The organism is Rahnella sp. WP5, from assembly GCF_000745615.1.
In the GTDB taxonomy this organism is placed as follows: domain Bacteria; phylum Pseudomonadota; class Gammaproteobacteria; order Enterobacterales; family Enterobacteriaceae; genus Rahnella; species Rahnella aceris.
Genome location: NZ_JQJR01000005.1, coordinates 38,082 through 62,186, shown reverse-complemented (window position 1 = coordinate 62,186; position 24,105 = coordinate 38,082). Strand labels below are relative to the sequence as shown.

General features: G+C 52.4%; 20 protein-coding genes and 1 pseudogene. 9 read left to right on the top strand and 12 right to left on the bottom strand.

Annotation, left to right across the window (positions count from 1 at the left end; translation table 11 throughout):
• Positions 1-333: 333 nt before the first annotated feature.
• Positions 334-792 (top strand): acyltransferase, encoded by a 459-nt coding sequence (locus EX31_RS00280; protein WP_037032743.1) that lies wholly within the window; start codon positions 334-336, stop codon positions 790-792.
• A 55-nt stretch (positions 793-847) separates the two neighbouring features.
• Here EX31_RS00280 and EX31_RS00275 read toward each other — a convergent pair whose 3' ends face one another.
• Positions 848-3,247: a glucose/quinate/shikimate family membrane-bound PQQ-dependent dehydrogenase gene (locus EX31_RS00275; RefSeq protein ID WP_013578038.1), complete on the bottom strand. Its 2,400-nt coding sequence runs from the start codon at positions 3,245-3,247 to the stop codon at positions 848-850.
• A 178-nt stretch (positions 3,248-3,425) separates the two neighbouring features.
• A complete protein-coding gene (gene pqqU, locus EX31_RS00270) occupies positions 3,426-5,579 on the bottom strand; it encodes a TonB-dependent receptor PqqU (RefSeq protein ID WP_013578037.1) in 2,154 nt (717 codons plus the stop codon).
• Between the two features lie 787 nt (positions 5,580-6,366).
• Between pqqU and EX31_RS00265 the strand changes: the two genes are divergently transcribed.
• Entirely contained in the window at positions 6,367-7,125 is a 759-nt protein-coding gene (locus tag EX31_RS00265) for an alpha/beta hydrolase (RefSeq protein ID WP_037032742.1), read from the top strand.
• A 21-nt stretch (positions 7,126-7,146) separates the two neighbouring features.
• On the opposite strand, the gene EX31_RS00260 is transcribed toward EX31_RS00265, so the two are convergent.
• The 4 genes from EX31_RS00260 to rhaS (EX31_RS00245) form a co-directional block, all read right to left on the bottom strand.
• Positions 7,147-8,124, bottom strand: coding sequence for a coiled-coil domain-containing protein (locus EX31_RS00260; RefSeq protein ID WP_231576008.1), 978 nt, complete (start codon positions 8,122-8,124; stop codon positions 7,147-7,149).
• A 240-nt stretch (positions 8,125-8,364) separates the two neighbouring features.
• Positions 8,365-8,946 (bottom strand): LutC/YkgG family protein, encoded by a 582-nt coding sequence (locus EX31_RS00255; protein WP_037032739.1) that lies wholly within the window; start codon positions 8,944-8,946, stop codon positions 8,365-8,367.
• A gap of 71 nt (positions 8,947-9,017) precedes the next feature.
• Entirely contained in the window at positions 9,018-10,457 is a 1,440-nt protein-coding gene (gene aldA, locus EX31_RS00250) for an aldehyde dehydrogenase (RefSeq protein WP_037032738.1), read from the bottom strand.
• 195 nt (positions 10,458-10,652) lie between these two features.
• Entirely contained in the window at positions 10,653-11,477 is an 825-nt protein-coding gene (gene rhaS / locus EX31_RS00245; RefSeq protein ID WP_037032737.1) for an HTH-type transcriptional activator RhaS, read from the bottom strand.
• A 401-nt stretch (positions 11,478-11,878) separates the two neighbouring features.
• Here rhaS (EX31_RS00245) and rhaS (EX31_RS00240) point away from each other — a divergent pair, with 401 nt between their 5' ends.
• The 4 genes from rhaS (EX31_RS00240) (at position 11,879) to EX31_RS00225 (ending at position 16,483) form a co-directional block, all read left to right on the top strand.
• A complete protein-coding gene (gene rhaS, locus EX31_RS00240; RefSeq protein ID WP_013578029.1) occupies positions 11,879-12,871 on the top strand; it encodes a rhamnose ABC transporter substrate-binding protein in 993 nt (330 codons plus the stop codon).
• Between the two features lie 68 nt (positions 12,872-12,939).
• Positions 12,940-14,454, top strand: a complete 1,515-nt coding sequence (locus tag EX31_RS00235; protein WP_037032735.1) for a sugar ABC transporter ATP-binding protein — start codon at positions 12,940-12,942, stop codon at positions 14,452-14,454.
• Positions 14,451-15,464 carry an ABC transporter permease gene (locus EX31_RS00230; protein WP_037032734.1) on the top strand — a complete coding sequence of 338 codons (1,014 nt, stop codon included), beginning with the start codon at positions 14,451-14,453 and terminating at the stop codon, positions 15,462-15,464. The genes EX31_RS00235 and EX31_RS00230 overlap by 4 nt, the downstream gene beginning before the upstream one ends.
• A gap of 56 nt (positions 15,465-15,520) precedes the next feature.
• Entirely contained in the window at positions 15,521-16,483 is a 963-nt protein-coding gene (locus tag EX31_RS00225; RefSeq protein ID WP_099049221.1) for an ABC transporter permease, read from the top strand.
• A gap of 55 nt (positions 16,484-16,538) precedes the next feature.
• Here EX31_RS00225 and EX31_RS00220 read toward each other — a convergent pair.
• Positions 16,539-17,309, bottom strand: a pseudogene (locus EX31_RS00220) (Fic family protein); the annotation flags it as partial.
• 156 nt (positions 17,310-17,465) lie between these two features.
• On the opposite strand from EX31_RS00220, the gene EX31_RS00215 reads away from it, so the two are divergent.
• On the top strand, positions 17,466-18,389 hold the full coding sequence (locus EX31_RS00215) for a ketopantoate reductase family protein (RefSeq protein WP_037032731.1): 924 nt from the start codon (positions 17,466-17,468) through the stop codon (positions 18,387-18,389).
• A 181-nt stretch (positions 18,390-18,570) separates the two neighbouring features.
• On the top strand, positions 18,571-19,053 hold the full coding sequence (locus EX31_RS00210) for an Hcp family type VI secretion system effector (RefSeq protein ID WP_037032729.1): 483 nt from the start codon (positions 18,571-18,573) through the stop codon (positions 19,051-19,053).
• A gap of 22 nt (positions 19,054-19,075) precedes the next feature.
• Here the strand turns inward: EX31_RS00210 and EX31_RS00205 are convergent, their stop codons facing one another.
• From EX31_RS00205 to EX31_RS00185, 5 genes are all read right to left on the bottom strand, one after another.
• A complete protein-coding gene (locus tag EX31_RS00205) occupies positions 19,076-19,420 on the bottom strand; it encodes a DUF1493 family protein (RefSeq protein WP_037032727.1) in 345 nt (114 codons plus the stop codon).
• A complete protein-coding gene (locus tag EX31_RS00200) occupies positions 19,405-19,869 on the bottom strand; it encodes an STM2901 family protein (protein ID WP_037032726.1) in 465 nt (154 codons plus the stop codon). Before EX31_RS00200 ends, EX31_RS00205 begins: the two co-directional genes overlap by 16 nt.
• A gap of 162 nt (positions 19,870-20,031) precedes the next feature.
• Positions 20,032-20,565, bottom strand: a complete 534-nt coding sequence (locus tag EX31_RS00195) for a cytochrome b (RefSeq protein ID WP_037032725.1) — start codon at positions 20,563-20,565, stop codon at positions 20,032-20,034.
• Positions 20,566-20,777: 212 nt separating this feature from the next.
• On the bottom strand, positions 20,778-21,185 hold the full coding sequence (locus EX31_RS00190) for an H-NS family histone-like protein (protein WP_013578019.1): 408 nt from the start codon (positions 21,183-21,185) through the stop codon (positions 20,778-20,780).
• 535 nt (positions 21,186-21,720) lie between these two features.
• The gene (locus tag EX31_RS00185; RefSeq protein WP_037032724.1) at positions 21,721-22,605 is read right to left on the bottom strand and encodes a putrescine utilization regulator PtrR; all 885 of its coding nucleotides are present in this window, start codon (positions 22,603-22,605) and stop codon (positions 21,721-21,723) included.
• Between the two features lie 100 nt (positions 22,606-22,705).
• On the opposite strand from EX31_RS00185, the gene EX31_RS00180 reads away from it, so the two are divergent.
• Positions 22,706-24,091, top strand: coding sequence for an aldehyde dehydrogenase family protein (locus tag EX31_RS00180; protein ID WP_037032723.1), 1,386 nt, complete (start codon positions 22,706-22,708; stop codon positions 24,089-24,091).
• The last annotated feature ends 14 nt before the right edge of the window (positions 24,092-24,105 follow it).

Here is a 24,105-nt window from a genome sequence, read left to right as displayed (position 1 = left end):
ATTGCGTAGGTGTAGTTAAGTGTCTGACCATCTATTCTCGCATCTTGCACAACGGTATAAAAATCCAGTCTGAACGGGTACACGCCTTTCGCATGTTCTCTGTCGATTTGCTGACTGAAATTATGCCAGGCTTCCTCAGGCGAATCGGTCATGAGGTTTTTAACCCCGAGGCCAAGACCGGATGTGATTACCGCACACAGAAAGGCCAGTATCATGACTTTTCGTCCGCTCATATCCTGCAAATGCATTCCCGAGTGATACCAGAAAGTACCGATTACTCCGCCAGAAAAATTCAGCGATATTGTTCGTTTAACCTCGGACAGGAGAAATAAAATGCCTCATACCTCACGCAACGTGCAAATCCGTAATGTGAAAGCAGGCCAGGATGTGGTGATTTACGAACCCGCTAATGTGTATGACTGTACTCTCGGTGATGACGTTTTTGTCGGGCCCTTTGTGGAAATTCAGGCCAACACCAGCATCGGACGGGGGACAAAAATCCAGTCGCATACCTTTATTTGTGAATATGTCACTGTCGGGGAAAACTGCTTTATCGGCCACGGCGTGATGTTTGCGAACGATATGTTTGAGGGAGGAAAACCCAATTCCGACCGGGATTCATGGGCCAGGATCCGCGTGGGTAACGATGTGTCTGTTGGCAGCGGCGCGACCATTCTGGGCGTCACAATCTGCGATGGCGCAGTGATTGGTGCGGGAAGCGTAGTGACGAAAGACATCACGGTGAAAGGCGTTTACGCCGGAAATCCGGCGCGATGGCTACGGGCGTTGTAGCCATAAAAAAGGCCGCTTGCGCGGCCTTTCAGATTTCAGAGCTTATGACAGCTAATTATTTAGCGTCAGCGTCTGGCAGTGCGTAAGCGATAATGTAATCGCCCAGTTTGGTGCCGAACGAACCGTGACCGCCTGCTGCGATAACAACGTACTGTTTGCCATTCACAGAGTAAGTCATTGGGGTCGCCTGGCCACCTGCTGGCAGACGAGCTTCCCACAGTTTGTCACCGTTGCTCATATCAAATGCACGCAGGTAGTTATCTGCGGTCGCTGCGATGAAGAACACATTACCGGCGGTAGAAATCGGTGCGCCCAACATTGGCATACCCATTTTGAACGGCAGCGGTAATGGTGAGCTGTCACGCACGGTACCGATACGTTTTTTCCACACGATATCGTTGGTTTTCAGGTCAACGCCGGAGATGTAACCCCATGAAGGCTGCTTACAAGGGAAGCCCAGCGGAGACAGGAACGGGTTCAGCGTCACGCCAAATGGCACGCCGTACTGTGGCTGAATGCCTGTCTCAGTACCGGAACCGCCTTTATCGTTCTCATCTGGCTCCATAGGGTTGCCAGGACCACGTGGGATCAGTTTAGACACGAACGGCAGTGCGATCGGGTTAGCGATAGCCACCTGACGGTCGGTATCCACAGAAATACCGCCCCACTCGAACATACCGAGGTTACCCGGGAACACCAGCGTGCCCTGCTCGGATGGCGGTGTGAAGGTGCCTTCATAACGCAGTTTGTGGAAGATCACACGACACATCAGCTGGTCATAGATCGTTGCGCCCCACATGTCTTTACCGGTCAGTTTGGCTTCCGGACGGAAAGTCAGTTCGGAGAACGGCTGAGTCGGAGAAACGTGGTCGCCTTTCGCTGCGCCTTGCGGAACAGGTTTTTCAGGTGCATCAACAATCAGCTTACCGTCACGGCGATCCAGCACGAAGATGTTACCGGTTTTGGTCGGTACATAAATCGCAGGAACTTTGTTGCCGCTCTTGTCAGTGATATCAGCCAGCGTTGGCTGCGCCGGAACGTCCATATCCCACAGGTCGTGATGAACGGTCTGATAGAACCACGCCAGTTTACCGGTGGTCGCATTCAGCGCCAGCAGGCCGCTCGCATAACGTTCCATTTCCGGAGTACGGTTGCCGCCCCAGATATCTGGTGTCGCTACGCCGATTGGCAGGTAGACCAGATCCAGTTTGTCATCATAAGCCGCAGGCGCCCATGAGTTCGGGGAGTTTGGCGTGAAGTGCTGACCATCTTCAGGGATTTTGTTCGGTTCAGCCGCACCCGGATCGAAGGCCCACAGCAGTTTGCCGGTTTCCACATCAAAGCCACGGATCACGCCGGAAGGCTCGCGGTTTGAGTAATTATCGGTAACCGCACCCGCCACGATGATCACAGATTTAGTGATGATTGGCGGTGACGTTGGCTCGTAGTGGCCTGGCGTTGCGTAAGGCATGTTGCCTTGCAGGTTCAGCTCACCGTTGTTACCGAATGCCGGGCAACGTGCGCCGGTTTCAGCGTCCAGCGCAAACAGACGTCCATCGTTGACGGGCAGAATGATACGACGTGAACAGACAGCAGGCGCTGCGCCATTAGCCGCATCACCTTGTGCAGCAGGTGTGGTCTCGTGATAAGACACACCGCGACAGGTCACGTGCTGGAAGGTCGGGTTAGAATTGAGCTGCGGATCGAACTTCCACTTCTCTTTACCGGTCGCGGCATCCAGAGCAAACAGCTTCTGGTGCGGCGTACACAGGTAAAGCATGTCGCCGATTTTGATTGGCGTCACTTCGTCAGTGATTTCGCCCGGATCGTTCGGGGTCTTCAGATCACCGGTACGGAAAGTCCAGGCCACGTCGAGCTTGCTGACGTTTTTATCGTTGATCTGGTTCAGTGGCGAGTAACGGGTACCGCCCTGAGTACGGCCATAGGCCGGCCAGTCACTGGCAGGAACGCCGGAATCGGTTGCTGCCGGTGCAGCATCGGCAGCTTTAAGGGTGCCGTTGATTTCCTGCGGATCGTTGAAGACGGAGTACGCCAGCACAATCACGGTGAACAGCAGGGAAACGGCCAGAGCGCCGCGTGCGAAAGCGTTTTTCGCCAGCATCTGGTTATACACAACCGGCAGCAGGATCCACAGGCCCAGGAAGAAGGTGACGTCTAAACGCGGCGTCAGTGCCCAGAAGTCTGTGCCTACTTCCCACACCGCCCACACCGTGGTGCCGAACAGGAAGATTGCGTACAGCAGTAATGCAGAAGAGCGACGGCGATACAGCAACCACGCGGTAACCAGCGAGATAACACCGGCAATAATGTAATAAAGAGAACCACCTAATTTTGCCAGCCAGATACCGCCGACAAGAAGATAAATCCCGCTTAACGCGGCGAACAAAGCGGTAATTATGACGACGATGCGTGATAACGAGGCTTTCGTTTCCATAGTTGATGACCTTACTGATTTTTTATAATCGTCGATTCAGGCATAGCCCGAATCTTCAAGAACATCCGGTTCTCACCGGGTGTCATTCCTTGCATGTGCTGCCCCGCTTCAAAAAGTGCAGGTAACGGGCAGCACCGCGTGGTTCGTTGTTCTGCTGACTGAACGTACTGACTAAAAGTTATTCGAAACTATAAGAAAGCGTAGCGCCGCCACCGTAGTTTCTGCCAGGTGCCGGTTCGAAATAACGGCCATTGCCTTCATTAACAATCACAGAACCGACATAATTTCTGTCGAACAGGTTGTCGACGCGGGTAAACAGGTCGAGCGTCACTTTGTTCCAGTTGAAGCGGTAACCCGCATTCACGCTGGCCACGGTATAAGCGGGGGCCTGTTCACTGTTTTCGTCGTTTACTTCAATGTCGCTCATGTATCGCACATCGGCGCCCGCGTGCCAGCCGTCAACCGGTGCCCACTCAAGAGAAGCGTAGCCCATGTTGCGCGCAATACCCGGCAGTCGGTTGCCTGCTGGTGTGCAATCACCCGCGCCACAGGTCTCGTTGCGGAAAGTAGCATCGAGCAGCGTCCAGGCCATTTTCACGCGCCAGTTTTCTTCAATCTGCTGATCTAACGACAGTTCCAGACCGCGACGGCGTGTCTTACCGGCGTTGGTGTAGCTCGACCGCCCGCCGACACTTTGTGCCACAATCAGCTCGTCATCGGTATCGGTCTGGAAGACGGCAGCGGTCACTAAACCGTTGCCCACGCGCCATTTGCTGCCCAGTTCCACGGTGTTACTGGTGGAAGGTTCCAGTCCCAGATTCAGGCCAGATTTACCGTCGGTGCGGTAAGAAAGCTCGTTAATGGTCGGCGTTTCGAAACCGCGCCCGGCCGAAATATAAGTGTTCAGTGCAGGCGTCACGGCATAGTTCAGGGACGCCATCGGCAGCAGTTTGTGATAACGGCGCGAACCGCTGTCATCAGGGTTGCTGCCGGTAATGTAATAATCCTGCGAGTCGAAACTCACGGTGCTGTAACGCGCACCGGCATCCAGCGTCCAGCGCGATGTCAGGTTCCACGTGGTTTGCAGATAGGGATCGAGGTTCCACATCACATTCTTTTCGTTGCGACGTTCGTCGCCTTTCACGCCCAGATCGCCTTCATCATTGAAGTTTTCATAACCGAAACGACGCTCGGTCATGGTTTCATAATCCAGACCGCCGGTGACGGAAAACGGTACGGAACCTATCTGATCGTCATGTTTCCAGCGGGTATCCACACCGGAATACTTACGTTCCAGAACAATCACCCCGCCCGCGTTCAGCGGATTTTTCTGCGATGCCGCCGGAATGGTCTGGTACTGCGTCGTGTGGCGTTCGCCGTGATAAGTCATCAGGCTGAACTCGTCGTTTTCACCCATCTGACGCTGATAGCGTAACCCGACCTGAGTCTGATCCAGACTCTTACGTGCGTTGTACTGATCGGCGCGTTTGGCCTGCTTCGGGTCATCATGCCATTCAGATTCTGTCAGGCCACCCGGATCGTTGGCATCCACGGACACGCTGTTAAACATCAGCGTCAGGGTGCTGTCATCATCAATACGCACGCCCAGTTTGCCGTTGCCGAGATTTTTCTGCGTACCGCTATGGTCACGGTAGCCGTCAGTGGTGAAACGGGAACCGGAAATCAGGTAATTCACATCACCGGCATGGGTGCCGTCGCCGGTTGCGCCGCTGGCTTTGACGCTGTTACGAAACGAACCGTAGCTGCCGAAATAAGTGCCCGCTTCCAGTTTGGCAGGCTGTGAACCGGTTTGGGTATCGACGTTCACCACGCCGCCGGAGGCGTTGCCGTACAGCGCTGAGAACGGCCCGCGGAGCACTTCAACACGCTCTACCGAGTTCAGGTCAATATTGGAGGTCTGTCCCTGCCCGTCCGGCATGGTGGCCGGAATACCATCAACGTAAATACGCACACCACGCACGCCATACATGGAACGGCTGCCGAATCCGCGAACGGAAAGTTGCAGATCCTGCGCATAGTTCTGGCGGTTCTGAACCTGTAAACCGGGGACGCTGCCAAGGCTTTCAGACAGATTGACCTGCGCTTTGCTGTTTCTGAAATCCCCGCCATCAATCACGCTGACCGCCGCCGGGGTATCGAGTTCGGATAATTTACCGGTGCTTTCACGCTTGATGACCATCATTGTTGATGAGCCGGCGGTGTCACCCGCATCATCTTTCGGCGACGCTGTCGAAGACTGGGCGTAACTGACTGATACCGGGTTAAAAAATGACAAAAACGTGATGATAAAAGCAGAGGTTTTGGCGTTCACTTTATGAGTTCTTTTGTTTTACGTTAAAAGGTTGAGTCAAAAAATACGACGCATCTCTCAATTCTGGACATAAGAAGTAGACATAAATTGACCAATCTGATTGAGAGCCGTGAAGGGGCTCACTATAGATTTTTTCTTCTTGTTAGTACATACGCAACTTTACAAATATAACTTTTTAACAAAATACCGCACGCAGTGTACATCTGAGGCCATTTTCAAATTCTATCTCCGCGCAAAATACAGGGTTTTATTCGTCTGATACCGTTTATATTCCGACACAAAATAAACATCCGCTTTCATTCGAAAAATCATCCAACGATCTCCCGGTATTTATCCGCGCCTCAGTGGTAACGATTACACAATATACAACCAACTGATAATTAGGTGATTTACCGGAAAACAAAAATGCACCTGATGCGTATTTATCAGAGAATATTTTCAGCTGGCTAATTCCTTTTTATCTTTCGAAATCCAGACGAAGGCGCAGACTTCAGAATAAATATAGACCACTATTTCAAGACAGCGGCATATTCATCGCTGTTTTTTCAGACGATAAGTTCCGTGTAATGAAACCGTGGCGTCTTTACAAAAGATATAAAATGGAGAATTCTCACAGCGCTTAAAATACCCGCAAATAAAGCCGGGGAAACGTTTTCACCGCATCCTGCGGGTCAGCGGCTTTATGACTTTTTTGTCATCCGCAGGTCACTCCTCTGTCAGAGCGCCACACGCAAAGTGGCATCACACACTGAGTTTCATTTCTGATCACAGTAAAAGAGGTCGTGCCATGCGTTTACGTGTAGTTTCAACATTGTTGTTTGCCGCCACTGCGGCGTTCGGTTGCCAGGCAGCCACCGCTGCGCCAGTGAAAAATATCGTGCTGGTTCACGGCGCGTTTGTTGGCGGCTCTGGCTGGCGTCCGGTATATGACATTCTGACCCGCGATGGCTATAAAGTGACACTGGTACAGGAACCACTGACGTCGTTTGCCGATGACGTTGCAGCCACTAAACGTATTCTGGACAGACAAAACGGCCCTGCCATTTTGGTCGGCCACAGTTATGGCGGCGCGATTATTACTGAAGCAGGCAACGATCCGCACGTAGCGGGGCTGGTGTATATCGCGGCGCATGCGCTGGACAACGGGGAAACCGAAGCGATTAACGGTAAGAAATTCCCGAACTCCGCGCATCCGTTTGTGAAAACACCGGACGGTTTCCTGTACATCAATCCGGCCAATTTCCCGTCTGATTTCGCCGCAGACCTGCCACGTAAACAGGCTGAATTTGAAGCGCAGGCCCAGATGCTGACATCCGCCAGCGTATTTACTGCGAACATTCCTGATCCGGCCTGGAAAGTGAAACCGAGCTGGTACATGGTGGCGAAGTCCGACAAGATCATTAACCCTGATTTAGAACGCATGTACGCCAAACGCGCACACAGCCACACCGTGGAAATCGCAGGCGCCAGCCATTCCGTTTATGAATCACATCCAAAAGAAGTGGCCGCACTGATTGAGCAGGCGGCAATGGGGGCAGTGAAGTAAAGGCAGGCAACGCCCCCCCGGTTACGCCCTGCGGGTAAACGCAATCATCAGGGAAAGGGCATAGACGACGCTGCCCAGAAATACAGCGGGGGCGAGACTGTCAAACAGATGTCCGGGTTGGGCATCTGAGTACAATACCAGCGCAACGACGGAAATCCCCATCATGGCGCCGGGTATGTGGATCCAGCGGGTCAGGCGTTCTTTTTGCTTTTTGTAGGCAGCAAATTCCTGATTTGTTCTTTCCAGCGCATTACTGAGCCGTTCGCAGTCTTCTTCGTTATCACACAAGCGTTCGGCCAGGCGGCTGTTTTCATCTTCCAGCTCGGCAATCTGCTTCTTCAGTTTTGCCTTTTCGTTCTTCGCGTTCTGCCCTTCATACTCTTCGAGTTTCAGGCTGGCCCGTAGCTGCGTGATTTTACGGTTCGCCTCGGCCGTCAGTTCTTTCTGCTGTCCGAGCAGGGCGTAATTCCCGTCAGCACGGCGGTTGGCGGCATGGCGTTTATCTTCTTCCTCACGCACACGGCGTTCCGACTCGGTTTCCAGCCGGGTTAAACGCTGTTGCAGCGCATCACGCGCCGCCGCCATCGCGGTCATCTGACTGCCGGTATACGCAATCAGGCTGTTGGCGGCATCGAGTTCTGCGGAGTTTGAATGGCCGTCTGCACGCTGGCGCGAACGCAACAATGCCAGTTCATCGGCATGCTGCTTTTTCTGTATGTCAGATTGTCGAAGCAGTTCGCTGATGCGGGTGTTAAGACGCAACAACTCCCCTTTCATCCGCTCAGCGTCTTCTGTATTGCCTTTGCCTGTTTGGTTACGCGCAACGGCCAGTTCATTCTTCAGGCTGTACACCTGTTTTTCCAGTGAGGCGAGCTTTTCGAGCGTGACGGCGGTGTCTTTATAAACAGTTTTTACTTTTGCCTTATCTGTCTCGGCGCGGCTGAAACTGATGCCTCTGAGCGCGCTTTCCACTTCGCGGGCGATGGTTGTTTTATCCATGGCTTTCATCCGGTTGCACGCACTGGCCAGGAAAGTGGCTGCTTCGTTGCTGTTACCGGTTCCAAATGCTTGTTTGATAAGGCTCTGTATCACGCTCATGGTTGCCGCACTCACTTGCCGTAAAAAGTCAGGGCACGCCCGTTGTGCACCCGTTTACTGATTGTATCAGATAGGATTTATTTTATTTACAGGAGTTATTTTAAGCGGGATGAGTACAGCAGGATCCGTGGGTTTTCGGACTTAAAGCGCGATCACCCGCAGGCTTTGGACGCCTTTGGCACCCAGCATCAGCGCACTTTCGCTGTCGGCCATCGCCGCCGGGCCGGTGATCATAATGGTGTAGCGGGCATTGAAAGGTTGCGGCTGACGGTGGGCGAGATGCAGATGTTCGATGATGTGGTTAACGTCGAGCAGCACGACCAGGTTTTTAGCCATCGCGCTGAGGGTGTTCACACAAAGTTGCGGATCACTGAGAAAGACGGCGCCGGTTTCTGCGACACCAAAACAGGCACGGACCACGCCGACATCAACATCTTTCAGCGATGCCGCCTGAGTACGGGCGTCGAGACTCCTCTCTGCGATAATCTCCGGCGTGGCGGAGCAAAACAGCGAGTCTGCCGGATATAACCCGCGCAGATAGGCATTCAGCGTGGTGTAGCCATTTTGCGGTGCCCGCAGGAACCGGTCATCCCAGATACCGCCCATCAGGGTCAGCGCACGGCCAAATTCTTGCTGCGGATGGGATTTTTCAGCCGGTGGCGGGAACAGCGTTTGCATGAATTTATGCTGACGAATGCCGGTCAGGAAATCGTTGCGGCTCATGGGGTTTCCTTGTCAGGTGAAAGTCAGCAAAACCGGAGTCAGGTTCCCCTGCTCCGGCCACAGTGTGTTAATTAATGGAACTGCAGGTACGCGACATGCGTTTGCAGATATTCCTGCAAGCCATGTTTACCGTCGGCACCACCGACGCCCGACTTACGCCAGCCCGCATGGAAGCCCTGCATGGCTTCGAAGTTTTCACGGTTGATGTAAGTCTCGCCGAATTTCAGCTGTTTCAGCGCTTTCATCGCCGTATTTATATTGCTGGTGTAAATCGATGACGTCAGGCCATATTCGCTGTCGTTTGCCATGGCAATCGCCTCATCCAGCGTTTTGAACGTGGCGACCGGCAGCACCGGACCAAACACTTCTTCATGCATGATCGGCATGTCCTGCTTCACATCCACCAGCACCGTCGGCTGATAGAAGAAACCTTTGTCGCCATGACGTTTGCCGCCCAGCAGCACTTTTGCGCCCTGTGACACGGCTTTCGCCACTTTATCTTCCACACGCTGCAATGCCGCCGCGCTGATCAGCGGTCCCATATCCAGCTCTTTTTGCTCGGCGGTATTGCCGAACGTCACTTTTTTCATCGCTTCGCTGATGCGCGAAATGAATTCGTCGTATACGCCTTCCTGCACGTAAACACGCTCCGCGCAGTTACACACCTGCCCGGTATTGATGACGCGCGAGCTCACGATGGCTTTCACCGCCAGATCCAAATCGGCGTCATTCATCACGATGGCTGGTGCTTTGCCGCCCAGTTCCAGTGAGACTTTGGTAACGTTCTGTGCCGCCGCAGTCATGGTGGCGATACCTGCAGCCACGCTCCCGGTCAGACTGACCATGCCGACTTTAGGATTCGCCGCCAGTTCCTGCCCGACGGTCGGGCCGTAGCCGGTGACAATATTCAGCACACCTTTTGGCAGGCCAATTTTGTGAATAATTTCCGCGAAAATCACCGCATTGTTTGGCGTGATTTCACTCGGTTTGATGACGATAGTATTGCCGGTGATCAGCGCCGGGGCGGCTTTACGGGCGATCAGGAAGAACGGGAAGTTCCACGGCAGAATACCGGTGGTCACGCCGATGGCTTTGCGGAACACAAAGATGTTTTCATTTGGCCGGTCACTCTGAATGATTTCGCCTTCGTAACGGCGTGCCCATTCCGCCATGTAATCAAGGTAGTCGGCGGTGAACAGTACTTCGGTTTGCGCCAGGCCGTAGGTTTTGCCGCCTTCCGCGATAATGGTTTCCGTCAGTTCAGCTTCGCGCTCACGAATACCGTCGGCGATTTTATGCAGCCACACGCCGCGCTCTACCGCAGGTAACGCTTCCCAGCCCGGCTGCGCCGCTTCTGCTGCATCAATGGCTTTTCTGGCGTCTTCTGCTGAGCCTTCAGGGATCTGCGAAATCACCTGTTCTGTCGCCGGGTTCACAACGTCGATCCACTTACCGCCGGTGTTTTCAACGAACTCGCCGTTGATGTACATACGTTTCTGAACTGTGCTCATGTAAGGGTCTCCAAAATACGGATAGAGTTGATGAACGAGTTGTTAATAAAAAAGTTCTTTTTTGTGAAGTTTTAACAGCCTGTTCTATCCGTCTGGTTTTTACCTTTCCGTGATTGCCACTTAACTTTAAGAAATGGCAAAAATGTCATGGTCGGACGGCCCGACATAACAATTTTGCAAAATACAGGGTTCCGCTTACTGATACTGACGAACACTTCTGGGTGCATAGCCAAATTCACGTTTAAACAATGTGGAGAAGTAATTGCTGTCGCAGAAACCACAGTTGTGGGCAATCTCGGTGATCGGGCTGTCGCTGAAACGCAGCATGTTGCGCGCATTGAGCAGACGCAGGCGGTTGAGGTAATTGAGCGGTGTGCAGCCGGTTTGTTGTTTCATCTGACGATGCAAGGTACGCAGCGACATCGAGAACTGCGCGGCCAGTGCCGGCCAGTCGATTTCCTCATCATAATGTTCATTCATCCAGTCCAGCACATTGTTCAGGTCACCGCCCTGCCCGCGATATCCGACATCACGGCTGCCTTTGCGCAGCAATAATAAGAGCTGCATAAAATATAATTCCTGCTGAGCCTGAGATTCCGGCGATTGCATGGCGGGTTGTCGCGCCAGCAAATTAATCAGCGTTTTGGCCTGCACAATCTGAGTCGGGCTGATGCGCCAGTGCGCCGGATACACCCCGTCCACTTCCTGCGGCAATAAATCACCGACGCCATTAAGGAAACGAAACGCGTTCGGGCTGCGATACAGCACGTTGGTCAGATGCAGGTTTTCGGTATCTTCATAAAGATGATGGTCGCTGTGACGCACAAAACAGACGCTCCCCGCGCTGAGGATCAGCGGCTGGTCATTAAAAACGTGCGTGCCGGTACCTTGCTCGACCAGGACAATTTCATTGAAATCCTGATGATGATGTTCAGGAAAAGTTTCCTGCGGATAACGGGGTTCAATGGCGACCGGGAAATCTCCTGAGGGGAAATACTCACTACTGCGTAACACGGTCATTTCCGACTCCTTATTAACACTATCGTAATATCTTAGTCGTCGCCGGGGCAGCCATCGGGCTGAAACTGTGATCCGCCAGCCGCTTTTGAACAAAACATTTCCCGCCTGATGAAATCCGGTGCAATCCGGCGTTCTGCGTAGCTTTATGCCTTATTTCAGTGCGGTTTTCTGAAACCGGTAATGTGTGTTTTTCTGACCGTTTAGCCTGCCTGAAATAAGATTGTTATCAAATTGTGAGGTTGTTCGCTCAAACCTTTGCGTCTTTGCCATAGTTCGCACTGAACTGGCACTCGCGGAAAGGTGAGGCTGTCAGCAACCTCCTAGAGTCGTGATCATGCGCCTGGCGCGTCGGCAACTTTTTGGTCGTTAAACTTTATGCGGACTTATGCGGAGTACAAAAAATGAAATTAAAACACGTACTGAGCCTTACCCTGATGGCGAGCAGCATCCTGCTGGCAGGCGCGGCATCGGCAGAAGTGAAGATCGCCCTGGTAGCAAAATCGTTGGGTAATGGTTTTTTTGAAGCAGCAAACGTTGGCGCACAGCAGGCAGCTAAAGAACTGGGCGATGTGAAAGTGATTTATACCGGCCCGACCACCACCACCGCCGAGGCGCAAATAGAAGTGCTCAATGGCCTGATCGCCCAGGGCGTCGATGCCATTGCTGTCTCCGCCAATGACCCGGATGCGCTGGTGCCGGTGCTGAAAAAAGCCATGCAGCGCGGCATTAAAGTCGTGTCATGGGATTCCGGTGTCGCCAAAGAGGGCCGCCAGATCCACCTTAATCCGTCTAACAACGCGCTGATTGGCGAAACCAACGTCAAACTGGCCGCCGATGCGCTGAAAGCCCTGAACGTAGAAAAAGGCGATGTAGCCATCCTGAGCGCCACGCCAACCTCCACCAACCAGAATCTGTGGATTGCGGAAATGAAAAAAGTGCTGCCGAAATACCCTTCGGTGAATCTGGTGACGGTCGCTTATGGCGATGATCTGTCAGATAAAAGCTACCGCGAAACCATTGGCCTGCTGAAATCCTATCCGGACCTGAAAGTGATTATTTCCCCTTCTTCCGTGGGTATCGTGGCGGCCGCACAGGCAGTGAAAGATCAGGGCAAAATCGGCAAGGTGTATGTAACGGGACTGGGTCTGCCGTCTGAAATGGCGGGCGCAGTAAAATCGGGCGCCACCAAAAGTTTTGCTATCTGGAACCCAATTGACCTGGGTTACGCCGCCACTTATCTGGCTGATGATTTAGTGAAAGGCACCGCCACTAAAACCGAAGCCAGCATGGGCCGTTTAGGCAAAGTGAAACTCGATGCAGACGGCAGCGGCGCCATGGCTGAACCGTTTGTCTACGACGCCAGCAACATCGATAAATTCTCTAAAATCTTCTGATCCTGAATGCGGCTGACCGGGTTACCGTTCAGCCGTTTTGTTGTACTTAGCCAGACAGGGGAAACTCCATGAGTGATTCAGCGACACCGTTGTTGTCATTGAAGGGCATCAGCAAAGTCTTTCCGGGTGTCAGGGCGTTAAATAACGTTCATGTGGATTTGTATCCGGGAAAAGTAACCGCCCTGATTGGCGAAAACGGCGCGGGGAAATCGACGCTGGTGAAAGTCATGACCGGCATTTATCAGCCGGAAGAAGGCGAGTTGCACTATAAAGCCATTCCGATAAAACTGCCGAATCCGGAATCCGCACACAAAATCGGCATCACCGCCATTCATCAGGAAACCGTGCTGTTTGACGAGCTTTCCGTGACCGAGAATATCTTCGTCGGTCACTATCTTTACCGCGGCATTTTTAAACGTCTGAACTGGCCGGCGATGCATCAGCAGGCACGCGATATTCTGACGCGTCTGGAAGTAAACATTGATCCGCATGCCATTCTGAAAGAGTTAAGCATCGCGCAGCGCCATATGGTGGCCATCGCCCGTGCGCTGTCGTTTGATGCGCAGGTGGTCATTCTCGACGAACCCACTGCCGCCCTGTCTCAGCATGAAATCGTTGAGTTTTATCAGATTGTCGAACGCCTGAAACAGGAGGGTAAAGCGATTCTGTTTATCTCGCACAAATTCGACGAGATCTTCTCCATTTCCGATTACTACACCGTTTTGCGCGACGGCAGCTATGTCGGCTCCGGCAAAATCAGCGACATCAGCGAACAGCAGATGGTGACCATGATGGTAGGACGTGAAGTCAGTCAGGCTTACCCGAAAGTGAACTGCGAACCGGGCGACACGGTACTGGAAGTGCAAAACCTCAGCCATCCGACAGAATTCGCAGGCATTAACTTCTCACTGCGCAAAGGCGAAATCCTCGGTTTTTACGGGCTGGTCGGTGCGGGAAGAACCGAACTGATGCAGGCGTTATTTGGCGTCACGCAACCGAACGGCGGCAAAATTCTGATCAACGGCAAAGAACACCATTTTTCCCGTCCTTCTCAGGCCATCCGCGCAGGAATTGTGTATGTGCCGGAAGAGCGCCAGAAACAAGGCGCGATTATTGATTTGCCCATCAGCCAGAACATCAGCCTGCCGCAACTCAGCCAGCTTAATCCGCGCGGCGTGCTCAACGACAAAAAAGAGTGGGCGCTGGCCGATGATTACGCCAGACGGTTGCAGGTGAAAGCGTCAAGCTGGAAACAGGCCGTCGGCACGCTGTCGGGCGGAAATCAGCAGAAAGTGGTGATCGCCAAATGGCTGGCGACCAAACCGGACATCATCATTCTCGATGAACCGACCAAAGGCATTGATATCGGCTCGAAAGCGGCAGTGCATCAGTTTATGTCTGAACTGGTCGGGCGCGGGCTGGCGGTGATTATGGTGTCTTCCGAATTACCGGAAGTCATGGGCATGGCCGATCGCATCATTGTGATGCATGAAGGGCTGATGGTCGCCGAATTCAACGCCGGTGAAGCCAGCGCAGAAATGATTGTCAGCGCCGCCAGCGGCGCGGGCGAGGAGGCAGCATGATCAAGAACCTGCTGAAATACCGCGAGCTGCTGCTGGCGGTGGTCATCGTACTGATGGTGCTGGGCGTCGGCGTGCGCTCGCCGGAGTTTATCGGTGCCGGAAACCTGCTGGAGATGTTTAACGATACCTCGATTCTGATCATCCTGGCGCTCGGGCAGATGATGGTTTTGCTGACCAAAGGTATCGATTTGTCGATGGCCGCCAATCTGGCGCTGACCGGCATGATCGTCGCGCTGATTAACTTCCATCATCCGGATATTCCGGTGTGGTCACTGGTGTTACTGGCAACCGTACTCGGGCTGGTGATGGGCGCGATTAATGGCCTCCTGGTGTGGAAAGTGGGTATTCCGCCGATTGTGGTGACGCTCGGCACCATGAGCATTTATCGCGGCATTATCTTCCTGCTTTCCAACGGCGGCTGGATCAATGCCCATCAGATGAGCCCAGAATTCCTCAGTCTGCCACGCACCACCTTTATTGGTCTGCCGCTGCTCGGCTGGTGTGCGATTGCCGCGCTGATTCTGGTGGCGTATTTCCTGCGTTACAGCCGGACCGGACGCGCACTTTACACGGCTGGCGGCAACGCCACGGCGGCGTATTACACCGGCATCAACGCAGGCAAAATGCAGTTCGTCAGCTTCTGCCTTTCCGGCGCGCTGGCGGGTTTCTGCGGCTATCTGTGGATCTCACGCTTCGCCGTGGCTTACGTGGACGTCGCCAACGGCTTTGAATTACAAATTGTTGCAGCCTGCGTCATTGGCGGGATCAGCACCATGGGCGGCATCGGCTCGGTGGTCGGTTGCCTGCTGGGCGCGCTGTTCCTCGGCGTCATCAACAATGCCCTGCCGGTGATTGAAGTGTCGCCGTTCTGGCAGATGGCGATTTCCGGCGGCGTGATTGTGATTGCCGTCATCCTCAACGAACGCGCCAACAAACGTAAAGGACGGCTGATTCTGCGCCACTCTCCCGCCGTCCAGCCTGTGCGAACTGAAACAGGGGTAAGATCATGAACAAGACCTTAACGTCGCGCAACACGCCGCATTCCGCTGCCGGAGAAAACACCACCATGGCTGTCACGCCGTTTTTCCGCCGCCTGATGTGCTGGGAAGGATTTTTACTGCTGGTGACGCTGCTGGTATTTGTGGTGAATGCGTTCGCCTCGCCGTATTTCCTCAATATATGGAATCTGTCGGACGCGACGTTTAACTTCACCGAAAAAGCCATCATTGTGCTGCCGATGGCGATGCTGATTATCGCCCGGGAAATCGATTTGTCGGTCGCTTCAACCATGGCGCTGAGTTCCACCATTATGGGATTCTGCGCGCAGGCCGGTTTGCCAACACCGGCGCTGGTCGGTGTCGGATTGAGCGTCGGCCTGTTGTGCGGGCTGATTAACGGCCTGCTGGTCACCCGGCTGAATCTGTCGTCTATCGTGATTACCATCGGCACCATGAGCTTGTTCCGTGGCATTACCTACGTGCTACTGGGCGATCAGTCGCTGAATAAATATCCCGCCAGTTTCGCGTGGTTTGGTCAGGGCTATGTCTGGGGGCCATTGTCGTTTGAATTTGCGCTGTTCCTGGTGCTGGGCGCGGTGTTTTATTTCCTGCTGCACAAAACTAACTTTGGACGCCGCACCTATGCCATCGGCAACAATCCGGTCGCCGCGTGGTACTCCGGGATTAACGTGAAACGCCATAATCTGACGCTGTTCGTGCTGGTCGGGGTGATGTCCGGACTGGCAGCGGTGCTGCTGACCTCACGGCTCGGCAGTACGCGTCCGACGCTGGCGCTCGGCTGGGAACTGAGCGTGATTACCATGGCCGTGCTCGGCGGTGTCAGCGTGCTCGGTGGTTCCGGCAGCATGACCGGCGTAATTATTGCCGCGTTCCTGATGGGGCTGCTGACTTTCGGCCTCAGTCTGCTGAATGTGCCGGGTATCGTGATGTCGGTGATTGTCGGTGCGATGTTGATCGTGGTGATTTCACTGCCGGTGCTGTACCGCAAGGTTCTGGCGCGGGGGAAATAACGGTGTAACTCCCCCGTCTTCGGGCGGGGGGTGTCGAATGAGTCATTGACGTTCAGTGTGAGGATTGCGTTTCAATGCCTTCACGTAACGCTTCCGCCAGTTTATCGAGCATAAAACTGATAAATGCCGTGCAGTCGCTGGCGCGATCGCATTCGCCAAGAATGCGGTAGTAATCCTGCTGCTGATTATGGATCAGCGTTTCTACCGGCAGCCAGGCGAGCTCTGAACGCCACTGGCTGAGGATCAGCGTCTGCCATAAGCGCCCCATCCTGCCATTACCGTCGGCAAACGGGTGAATAAATTCAAACTCATAATGGAAAATCGAACTGGCGATGAGCGGGTGGATATCCGTTTCCTTCAGCCAGTTCAGCAAATCTGACATCAGACGCGGGAGTTGCCCGGCCGGTGGTGCCATATGAATCAGCCGATTGTCACGATACACACCCACATTGCCGCTGCGCAGGTGGCCGGGCGCATCCACCAGTCCGAGCATCAGCGTCTGGTGAGCTTTCAGAACATCCTCAAGACGATGACTTTTCAATGCCGGTAACTGTTCGTACGTCAGAATGGCGTTACGCACTTCCTGAATATCTTTTTGCGGCGCCAGCACGCGTTTCCCTTCCATAATGGCGGTCACCTGCGGTGTCGACAGGCTGTTGTGTTCGATAGCGAGTGAAGCCTGAATCGTGCGGATACGGTTTTCTTTTCGCAGCAGCACAGATGACTGTTCAGCATGCGCAGCCCAACGCCCCAGCAATTCCCCGACGTCCACAACCCGGTTGAGGATATGCGGTGTGATACTGTACGGAGGCTGATAACCTGCCATTCAGTGCTCCTTGTTGAAATAGTGATGGGGCATAGTATCACGCGGCAAAATCTTCAAAAATCCCTCATTCATCATGGCTCTTGATCCCTGCCGCCCTCCTCCCGTAGTTTAAACAAACACAGGGTTTCTGAATGTCTTGATAAAAAAGGATAACGCATGAGAATTTTAGTGGTGGGTGCTGGTGCGACCGGTGGGTATTTTGGCGCCCGTCTGGCGCAGGCCAGGCAGGATGTGACGTTTCTTTTACGTGAAAAACGGGCGCAGGCCGTTCAGCAGGACGGGCTAACCATTCACAGTCCGCACGGTGATTTCCATTTCCAGCCCAATGTCTTACAGGCATCGCAGCTGACCGGGCCTTATGACCTGATTTTGCTGACTGTAAAAAGTTTCGGGCTGGAAGCAGCAATGAAAGATATCGCGCCGGTAGTAGGTGAAAACACGATGGTCATGCCGGTGCTGAACGGAATGAAACATATGGAGACGCTGAGCCTGCGTTTTGGTGAACATGCGTTAATCGGTGGTTTGTGCAAAATCAACGCGACGCTGGATACTGACGGACATATTCATCAGATGACGCCATTGCATCAGATTATTTACGGTGAACTCTCCGGCGAAAAAACTGAACGCATCCTGAAAGTCGATCAGGCATTCCAGAGTGCGGATATCGAGGCGGTGCTTTCTGAAACCATTATCAGTGATTTGTGGGAGAAGTGGCTGCTGCTTTCAAGCTTCGGCGCGATCACCTGCTCCATGCGCGGCAATATCGGCCAGGTGGCGTCTGCGCCAGGCGGGACGGAGTTCGCACAGGCCATTGTCACCGAGGCGCTGACCACCATGAAAGCCTTTGGCTACGCGGAACGCGCCGCTGCCGTGGCAAAAGTCAGGGACGCTGTCACTGATAAAAACTCACCGCAGACCTCCTCCATGTACCGCGATATGATGCAGGGTTACCCCATCGAAGCAGAGCAGATTATTGGCGATCTGGTTGAGCGCGCAACGCGTGTGGGGATCAATATTCCATTGTTGCAGGCGGCGTATACGCATTTGTGTGTGTATCAGAAGAACGGCGTAAAACAGTAAAATTTTTGCGCCTGTTTATGCAAATTAAAATGCTGAACGGGCGCATTCAACATTCATCCCGATGATAACCCGCAATGAATAATAAATATCTGAAAATCAGTCTATTACAACAGTCGCTAATTGTGCCTGGCTGAACAAAGGAATAATTTTAAGCCTCACTTTTAAAAAGGAATTTTCGGAAATGGCAATCCCGGCATATTTATGGCTTAAAGACGACGGCGGAGCACTGATTAAAGGCGGTGTGGATGTTAAAGATCGGGAATACAGTATTGAGGTTCGAGGTTTTCACCACAACTTAATGATTCCCACTGATAACGCTACGGGCAAAGTGACGGGTACACGGATGCACTCACCATTGCTTGTGGTTAAAGAGTTCGATTCGTCCAGCCCATACATCTACAAGGCAGTGGCAACGGGTCAATGCCTTGCTTCAGCTGAAATCAAATGGTATCGGATCAATGATGCTGGTCAGGAAGTGGAGTATTTCAACATGCTGTTGGAAAAGGTGCGTATCGTTTCGATTACACCAGCAATGGCCGCAGCCAGCAATCCGAATGAAAATCATATGGAAACTGTTGAGTTGCGTTACGAGAAAATCACCTGGAAGCATAATGATGGGAACATTATCTTTGCTGACTCGTGGAATGATCGCCAAACCGCATGATTAAAAAAGGGGCTAAAGCCCCTTAATCATAAAGCCATTTACCCGCCTTAGCCGATTCTGCGAACATTCTTACAGTTAAGGGCTTTCTGGTCTTTTCTATGTCCTTACGCTTAACCTTAAACCAGCGAGTGAAAAACGGAAGGTTTTCCCAGGGAAAGTAGAAGGACCAATTTACGACTGACAGGTCCACTTTAAAGGTTTTTTCATAAGCTTCGAGGGCATATACGAAATCATCACCTGGAGCAAAATCTTGTAGCTCGGTATCAAACTCAAGCGGAACCTCTCTTTTCAAATCGAAATCGTAGTAGCCAGGTATTTCCTCGCGGAACATTGATAAGACTTTTTCTTCCATTAAAAGTATGTCCATGCAATACGATCTTCTGGACGGGCTATTAAATTATATTTTGATCTGGTTTCGGCTGCCACCTGCTGGATTAATATGACCGCCATTGCATATCCAACAAAGGGGACATATCTATCTATCAGTGCAGCCCATTTTGTGGTTTTTCGCATAGTCAAGGTATTGAACGACTTACCAACCGGCGTCCACGCTTTAAGGCCAAAGGGCAGTTTCGCTTGCTTTAAAAGGGCCCTCGATAGCTTTGACGCCACGCTTGTTCCCGGTATTGCAGTTACCATCTTGCCCGGAACCGGAATGTAAGGCTGCCCTGTAATAATGAGAACTGTAGCCGTAGTATCTAACCCGAGGTGATTTGATAAGCTTTCAATAAAAATCAGACCAAATAACTCTTGATTACTCAGATTGGCGTTGCCGTGATAAAAGTATGTACCGCCCAGTGTTTCAGTAGTATCCATTTCAATATCCTTTTGATTAGAAGGGCTTTAGGATACTGCCGCATTTATTAGCAGGCAATATGCCCCCTCGCACTGGATATCATCATTGTTCCTTCCGTCACGTTAATCGCTCCGTTGATACCAGAAACTTGCAACGGTTTCTCAGACCCACGCATCCGCGGGTTATTTTCGCGAAGGTAACATCCGGATTAGCGTGTTATCGCGCCGGCGATAGTGATGCCAGAGGGCAGCCAGAGCATGTAATCCGATAAGATAATACCCGGCGTTCGCGAGCCATTCATGCAGCGTTTTAAACTGTTTCTGTAAAGGGAGATCCGGAAAAACACTTTTAGGCATAAGGATGTTAAACATCGTCCAGTCATGGCCGCCATAATAACGTGACAAGATGCCCAGCACCGGCAAGCTTAAAAACATCAGATATATAAGTACATGAGCCGAACCTGACAAATAATGCTGCCAGCGCGACAACACGGGTTTAACCGGCGGCGTGACATACATTGCGCGAACAAACAGACGCATACACATCAGGAATAATACGCAAAATCCCAGGCTGTAATGCGTAAGGGCTAATAACTCCCTCGCTGGCGTGCCTTTTGCAAACCACCCTTTTATATCCATCGTGGCATAGGTCAGTACGACTAACACAAACACCAGCCAGTGGAGCATAATTTGAACGAAAGAATATCGGGTACGCATAGAAGTTCCGGTAAACGAAGAGACGTTAACCTTACTTATGCAGACTTAAGCTTACCTTAAGAACAATGACGGAGAGTAATGAAAAGGAAAAAATCCCCAGAAACGCGAGAATTTTTAAAAGGGGGAACAGCAGAATAAAAACTGGCGGTGAAGTACGTTTTTCTGCCCGGCTAAAAAGCGGGGCAGAAAAGCGCAGCACATCAGCCGTGAGGTCAGCGCGCGATCAGGAAGCTTTCAAGTGTAGCGCCGCCATCCAGCGCTGCTTTAATGGCAGAAGGCGTGCGACCCTGACCCGTCCAGGTCTTTTTAGAACCGTCAGTGTCTGTGTACTCGTAAATGGCCGGACGTGGCTTACGTTTGGCTTTAGTGGTTTCTTTCGCGCTCTGGTGGCCCAACAGGTCATCAATCGCGATGCCATCGTTTGCCAACATTTCGCGGTATTTCAGTAATTTTTCGTCGCGCTCTTGTTGCTGCGCACTGCGCGCTTTGGCATTTTCGCGAGTTTCTTCAACAATGGCAGTCAGTTTCTCAAGAATTTCTTCCAGAGTACTCAAAGGCATTTCGCGAGCCTGAGCCCGAAGTGTACGGATATTATTCAAAACGTTTAATGCGTTGTCCATGATGTGCTCACTTTAGATATGTGCCATTAAATTAGTGACTCTGATTCTACACAAACCAATATTGATATCAATTGCGTCAGGATAATATTACAACCTATTACACAATTCCTGCGTGAGCCTCTTTGTTTTAATGCGTTAGTTTTATAAGTAATTATTGTATCTGGGTTAATAAATTTTCAGCGCACAAATCACCTTCAGAACTTCAAAATAAGCAGGAAAACATTATTAAGCTAAATTTACCTCTCTTTATAAGAGTATCAGTGCGTGAATAACATATGTTGCTATTATGTACAAATCGGGCCAGTTCTTTTCTTTTGATGCGGATCTCACGCTTACTCTTATTCATTTCGCTAAAAATTTTCCTGCCGGAAATCGACGAAAAGCATCTTCTGCACAAAAAATTTAAAGCGGTTTACGCAGCATCGCTTTAAAATGTGACTCACGTCACACAGGATGTTTATTTACCCTATGTTTAAGACCATTTTTATTGTTTGCGCCGCGTGTGTGGCGCTGAAGCTCGCACTGGACTGGCAGATTATTTTGCAGGTGGCGGAAGGTTAACCGTTAACTGAGAGGCCAGAGCCGCAAATTCTGTCAGATTGCGGGTTAATGCGCCGCGCCGCCATATCAGCCACGTTGTCAAAAAACGATAATTGTCGGCCAGCGGCCAGATGCTCACCGTGCTGCTGCCCGGCATACTTTCCAGCATACTGCGCGGCATCAGCGCCAGCCCGCCGCCGGCTATCACACAAGCCAGCATGCCGTGATAAGACTCCATTTCGTAGATTTTCCCCGGCGCAGCGCCATCATCCGCAAACCAGCTTTCGAAATGGCGACGATAAGAGCAGTTTGACCGGAACGCATACAGAATCTGCCCGTTAACATCCTGCCCACGAGTCACAGGCGCGTGATGTAAGGGGGCGACAATCACCATTTCTTCTTTATACACTGGCACGCCATCCAGAACCGGATGCAGCACAGGGCCGTCGACAAACGTCGCTTCCAGCGCCCCTTCCAGCAATTTATCCAGCAATTCCCCTGAAGGGCCAGTGCTCAGCGCCAGTTCAACCTTGCTGAATTGCTGGTGATAACGCGCCAGTAAAGTGGGGATCCGCACCGCTGCAGTGCTTTCCAGCGCGCCCAACGCAAATATCCCCTGCGGTTCTGTGCCCGCCACGGACACCCGCGCTTCTTCGACTAAATCGAGAATACGGTTGTTGTAACTGAGAAAGTTTCGCCCTGCTGGCGAAAGGCGCAGACGCTGATTCTCGCGGATGAATAATTCGACGCCCAGTTCCGCCTCAAGCTGTTTAATGCGTGTTGTCAGATTCGACGGGACACGATGCACCCGCTGGGCAGCGGCGCTGATACTGCCGGTTTCAGCAACGGCGCGAAACATCTCGAGCTGTGACAGATTCATAGTCTTTCTCAAAAAGTGAACGGTTTACTTATTTTTATTCATTTTTATTCATCTTCGCAAGTCTCTATGCTGAACGGACTGGATAAATGAGGATCACATAATGACAACGCCCGACACACACGCAATTTCGCTCAACCCGTTCAACGGCCAGCGTATCGCAGAGTATCCTTTCGACACCGCACTGACTCTTGAGATGGCAGTCACACAAGGCAGCGCGGCCTATAAGCAGTGGCGCAAAACGGATATCGCTCAGCGCGCATCCCATCTGCATAATCTGGCGACAGAACTTCGTGAAGCCAGTGAAGATATCTCCCGCATGATCAGCCGCGAAATGGGTAAACCCATTAAACAGGCGCGCGCTGAAGTGGAGAAATCCGCAAGCCTGTGCGAATGGTATGCCCTGCAGGGCCCGGCGATGCTCGCACCTGAACCCACCATGGTCGATAACGGCGAAGCGCATATTCATTACCGCCCTTCCGGCATGATCCTGGCGGTTATGCCGTGGAATTTCCCGGTCTGGCAGATCCTGCGCGGCGCGGTACCTGCGTTACTGGCGGGAAATACGTTCCTGCTTAAACCTGCCCCTAACGTGATGGGCACGACCCGTCTGGTGAAACAGGCTGCGCTGAAAGCCGGTTTCCCGGCAGGGGCCTTTGGCGTAATTAACGTCGGGAATGCAGATGTTGCCGGGTTGATTGCTGATCCGCGCATTGTTGCCGTCACGGTAACCGGCAGCGTGCGTGCCGGTGGTGCTATCGCGGAGCTGGCAGGTAAATCACTGAAGAAATGTGTGCTGGAGCTGGGCGGTTCTGATCCATTTATCGTGCTCAATGACGCCAACCTCGATGAAGCGGTGAAGGCGGCTGTCGCGGGCCGCTATCAGAATACCGGACAGGTTTGCGCCGCCGCGAAACGTATGATTGTTGAAGAAGGTGTGCTGGAAGCCTTTACCGAGAAATTTGTGGCCGCCACGCGGGCACTGGTCATCGGCGACCCACAGGACGACGACACCTACATCGGCCCGATGGCACGCTACGACCTGCGCGATGAGCTGGACAGGCAGGTTCAGCAAACGCTGTCAGAAGGCGCAACGCTGTTGCTCGGAGGTGAGAAAATTGCTGGCGAAGGTAACTTCTATGCCCCCACTATTCTGAGCAACGTGACGCCACAAATGACCGCATTCCGTCAGGAGTTATTTGGTCCGGTCGCAGCGATTACGGTTGCACGCGATGCTGAGCATGCGGTCGAACTGGCGAATGACAGTGATTTTGGTCTGAGCGCGACGATTTATACCGCCGACCTGGCACGGGCAGAACAGATGACTGGCGAACTGGAAACCGGCGGCGTATTTATCAACGGCTACAGTGCGTCAGACCCGCGCGTAGCGTTCGGTGGCGTGAAAAAAAGCGGCTATGGTCGTGAGCTTTCACACTTCGGTTTACGCGAGTTCTGTAACGTGCAGACCGTGTGGAGCAACCGTAAATAACCGTTAACCGGTGG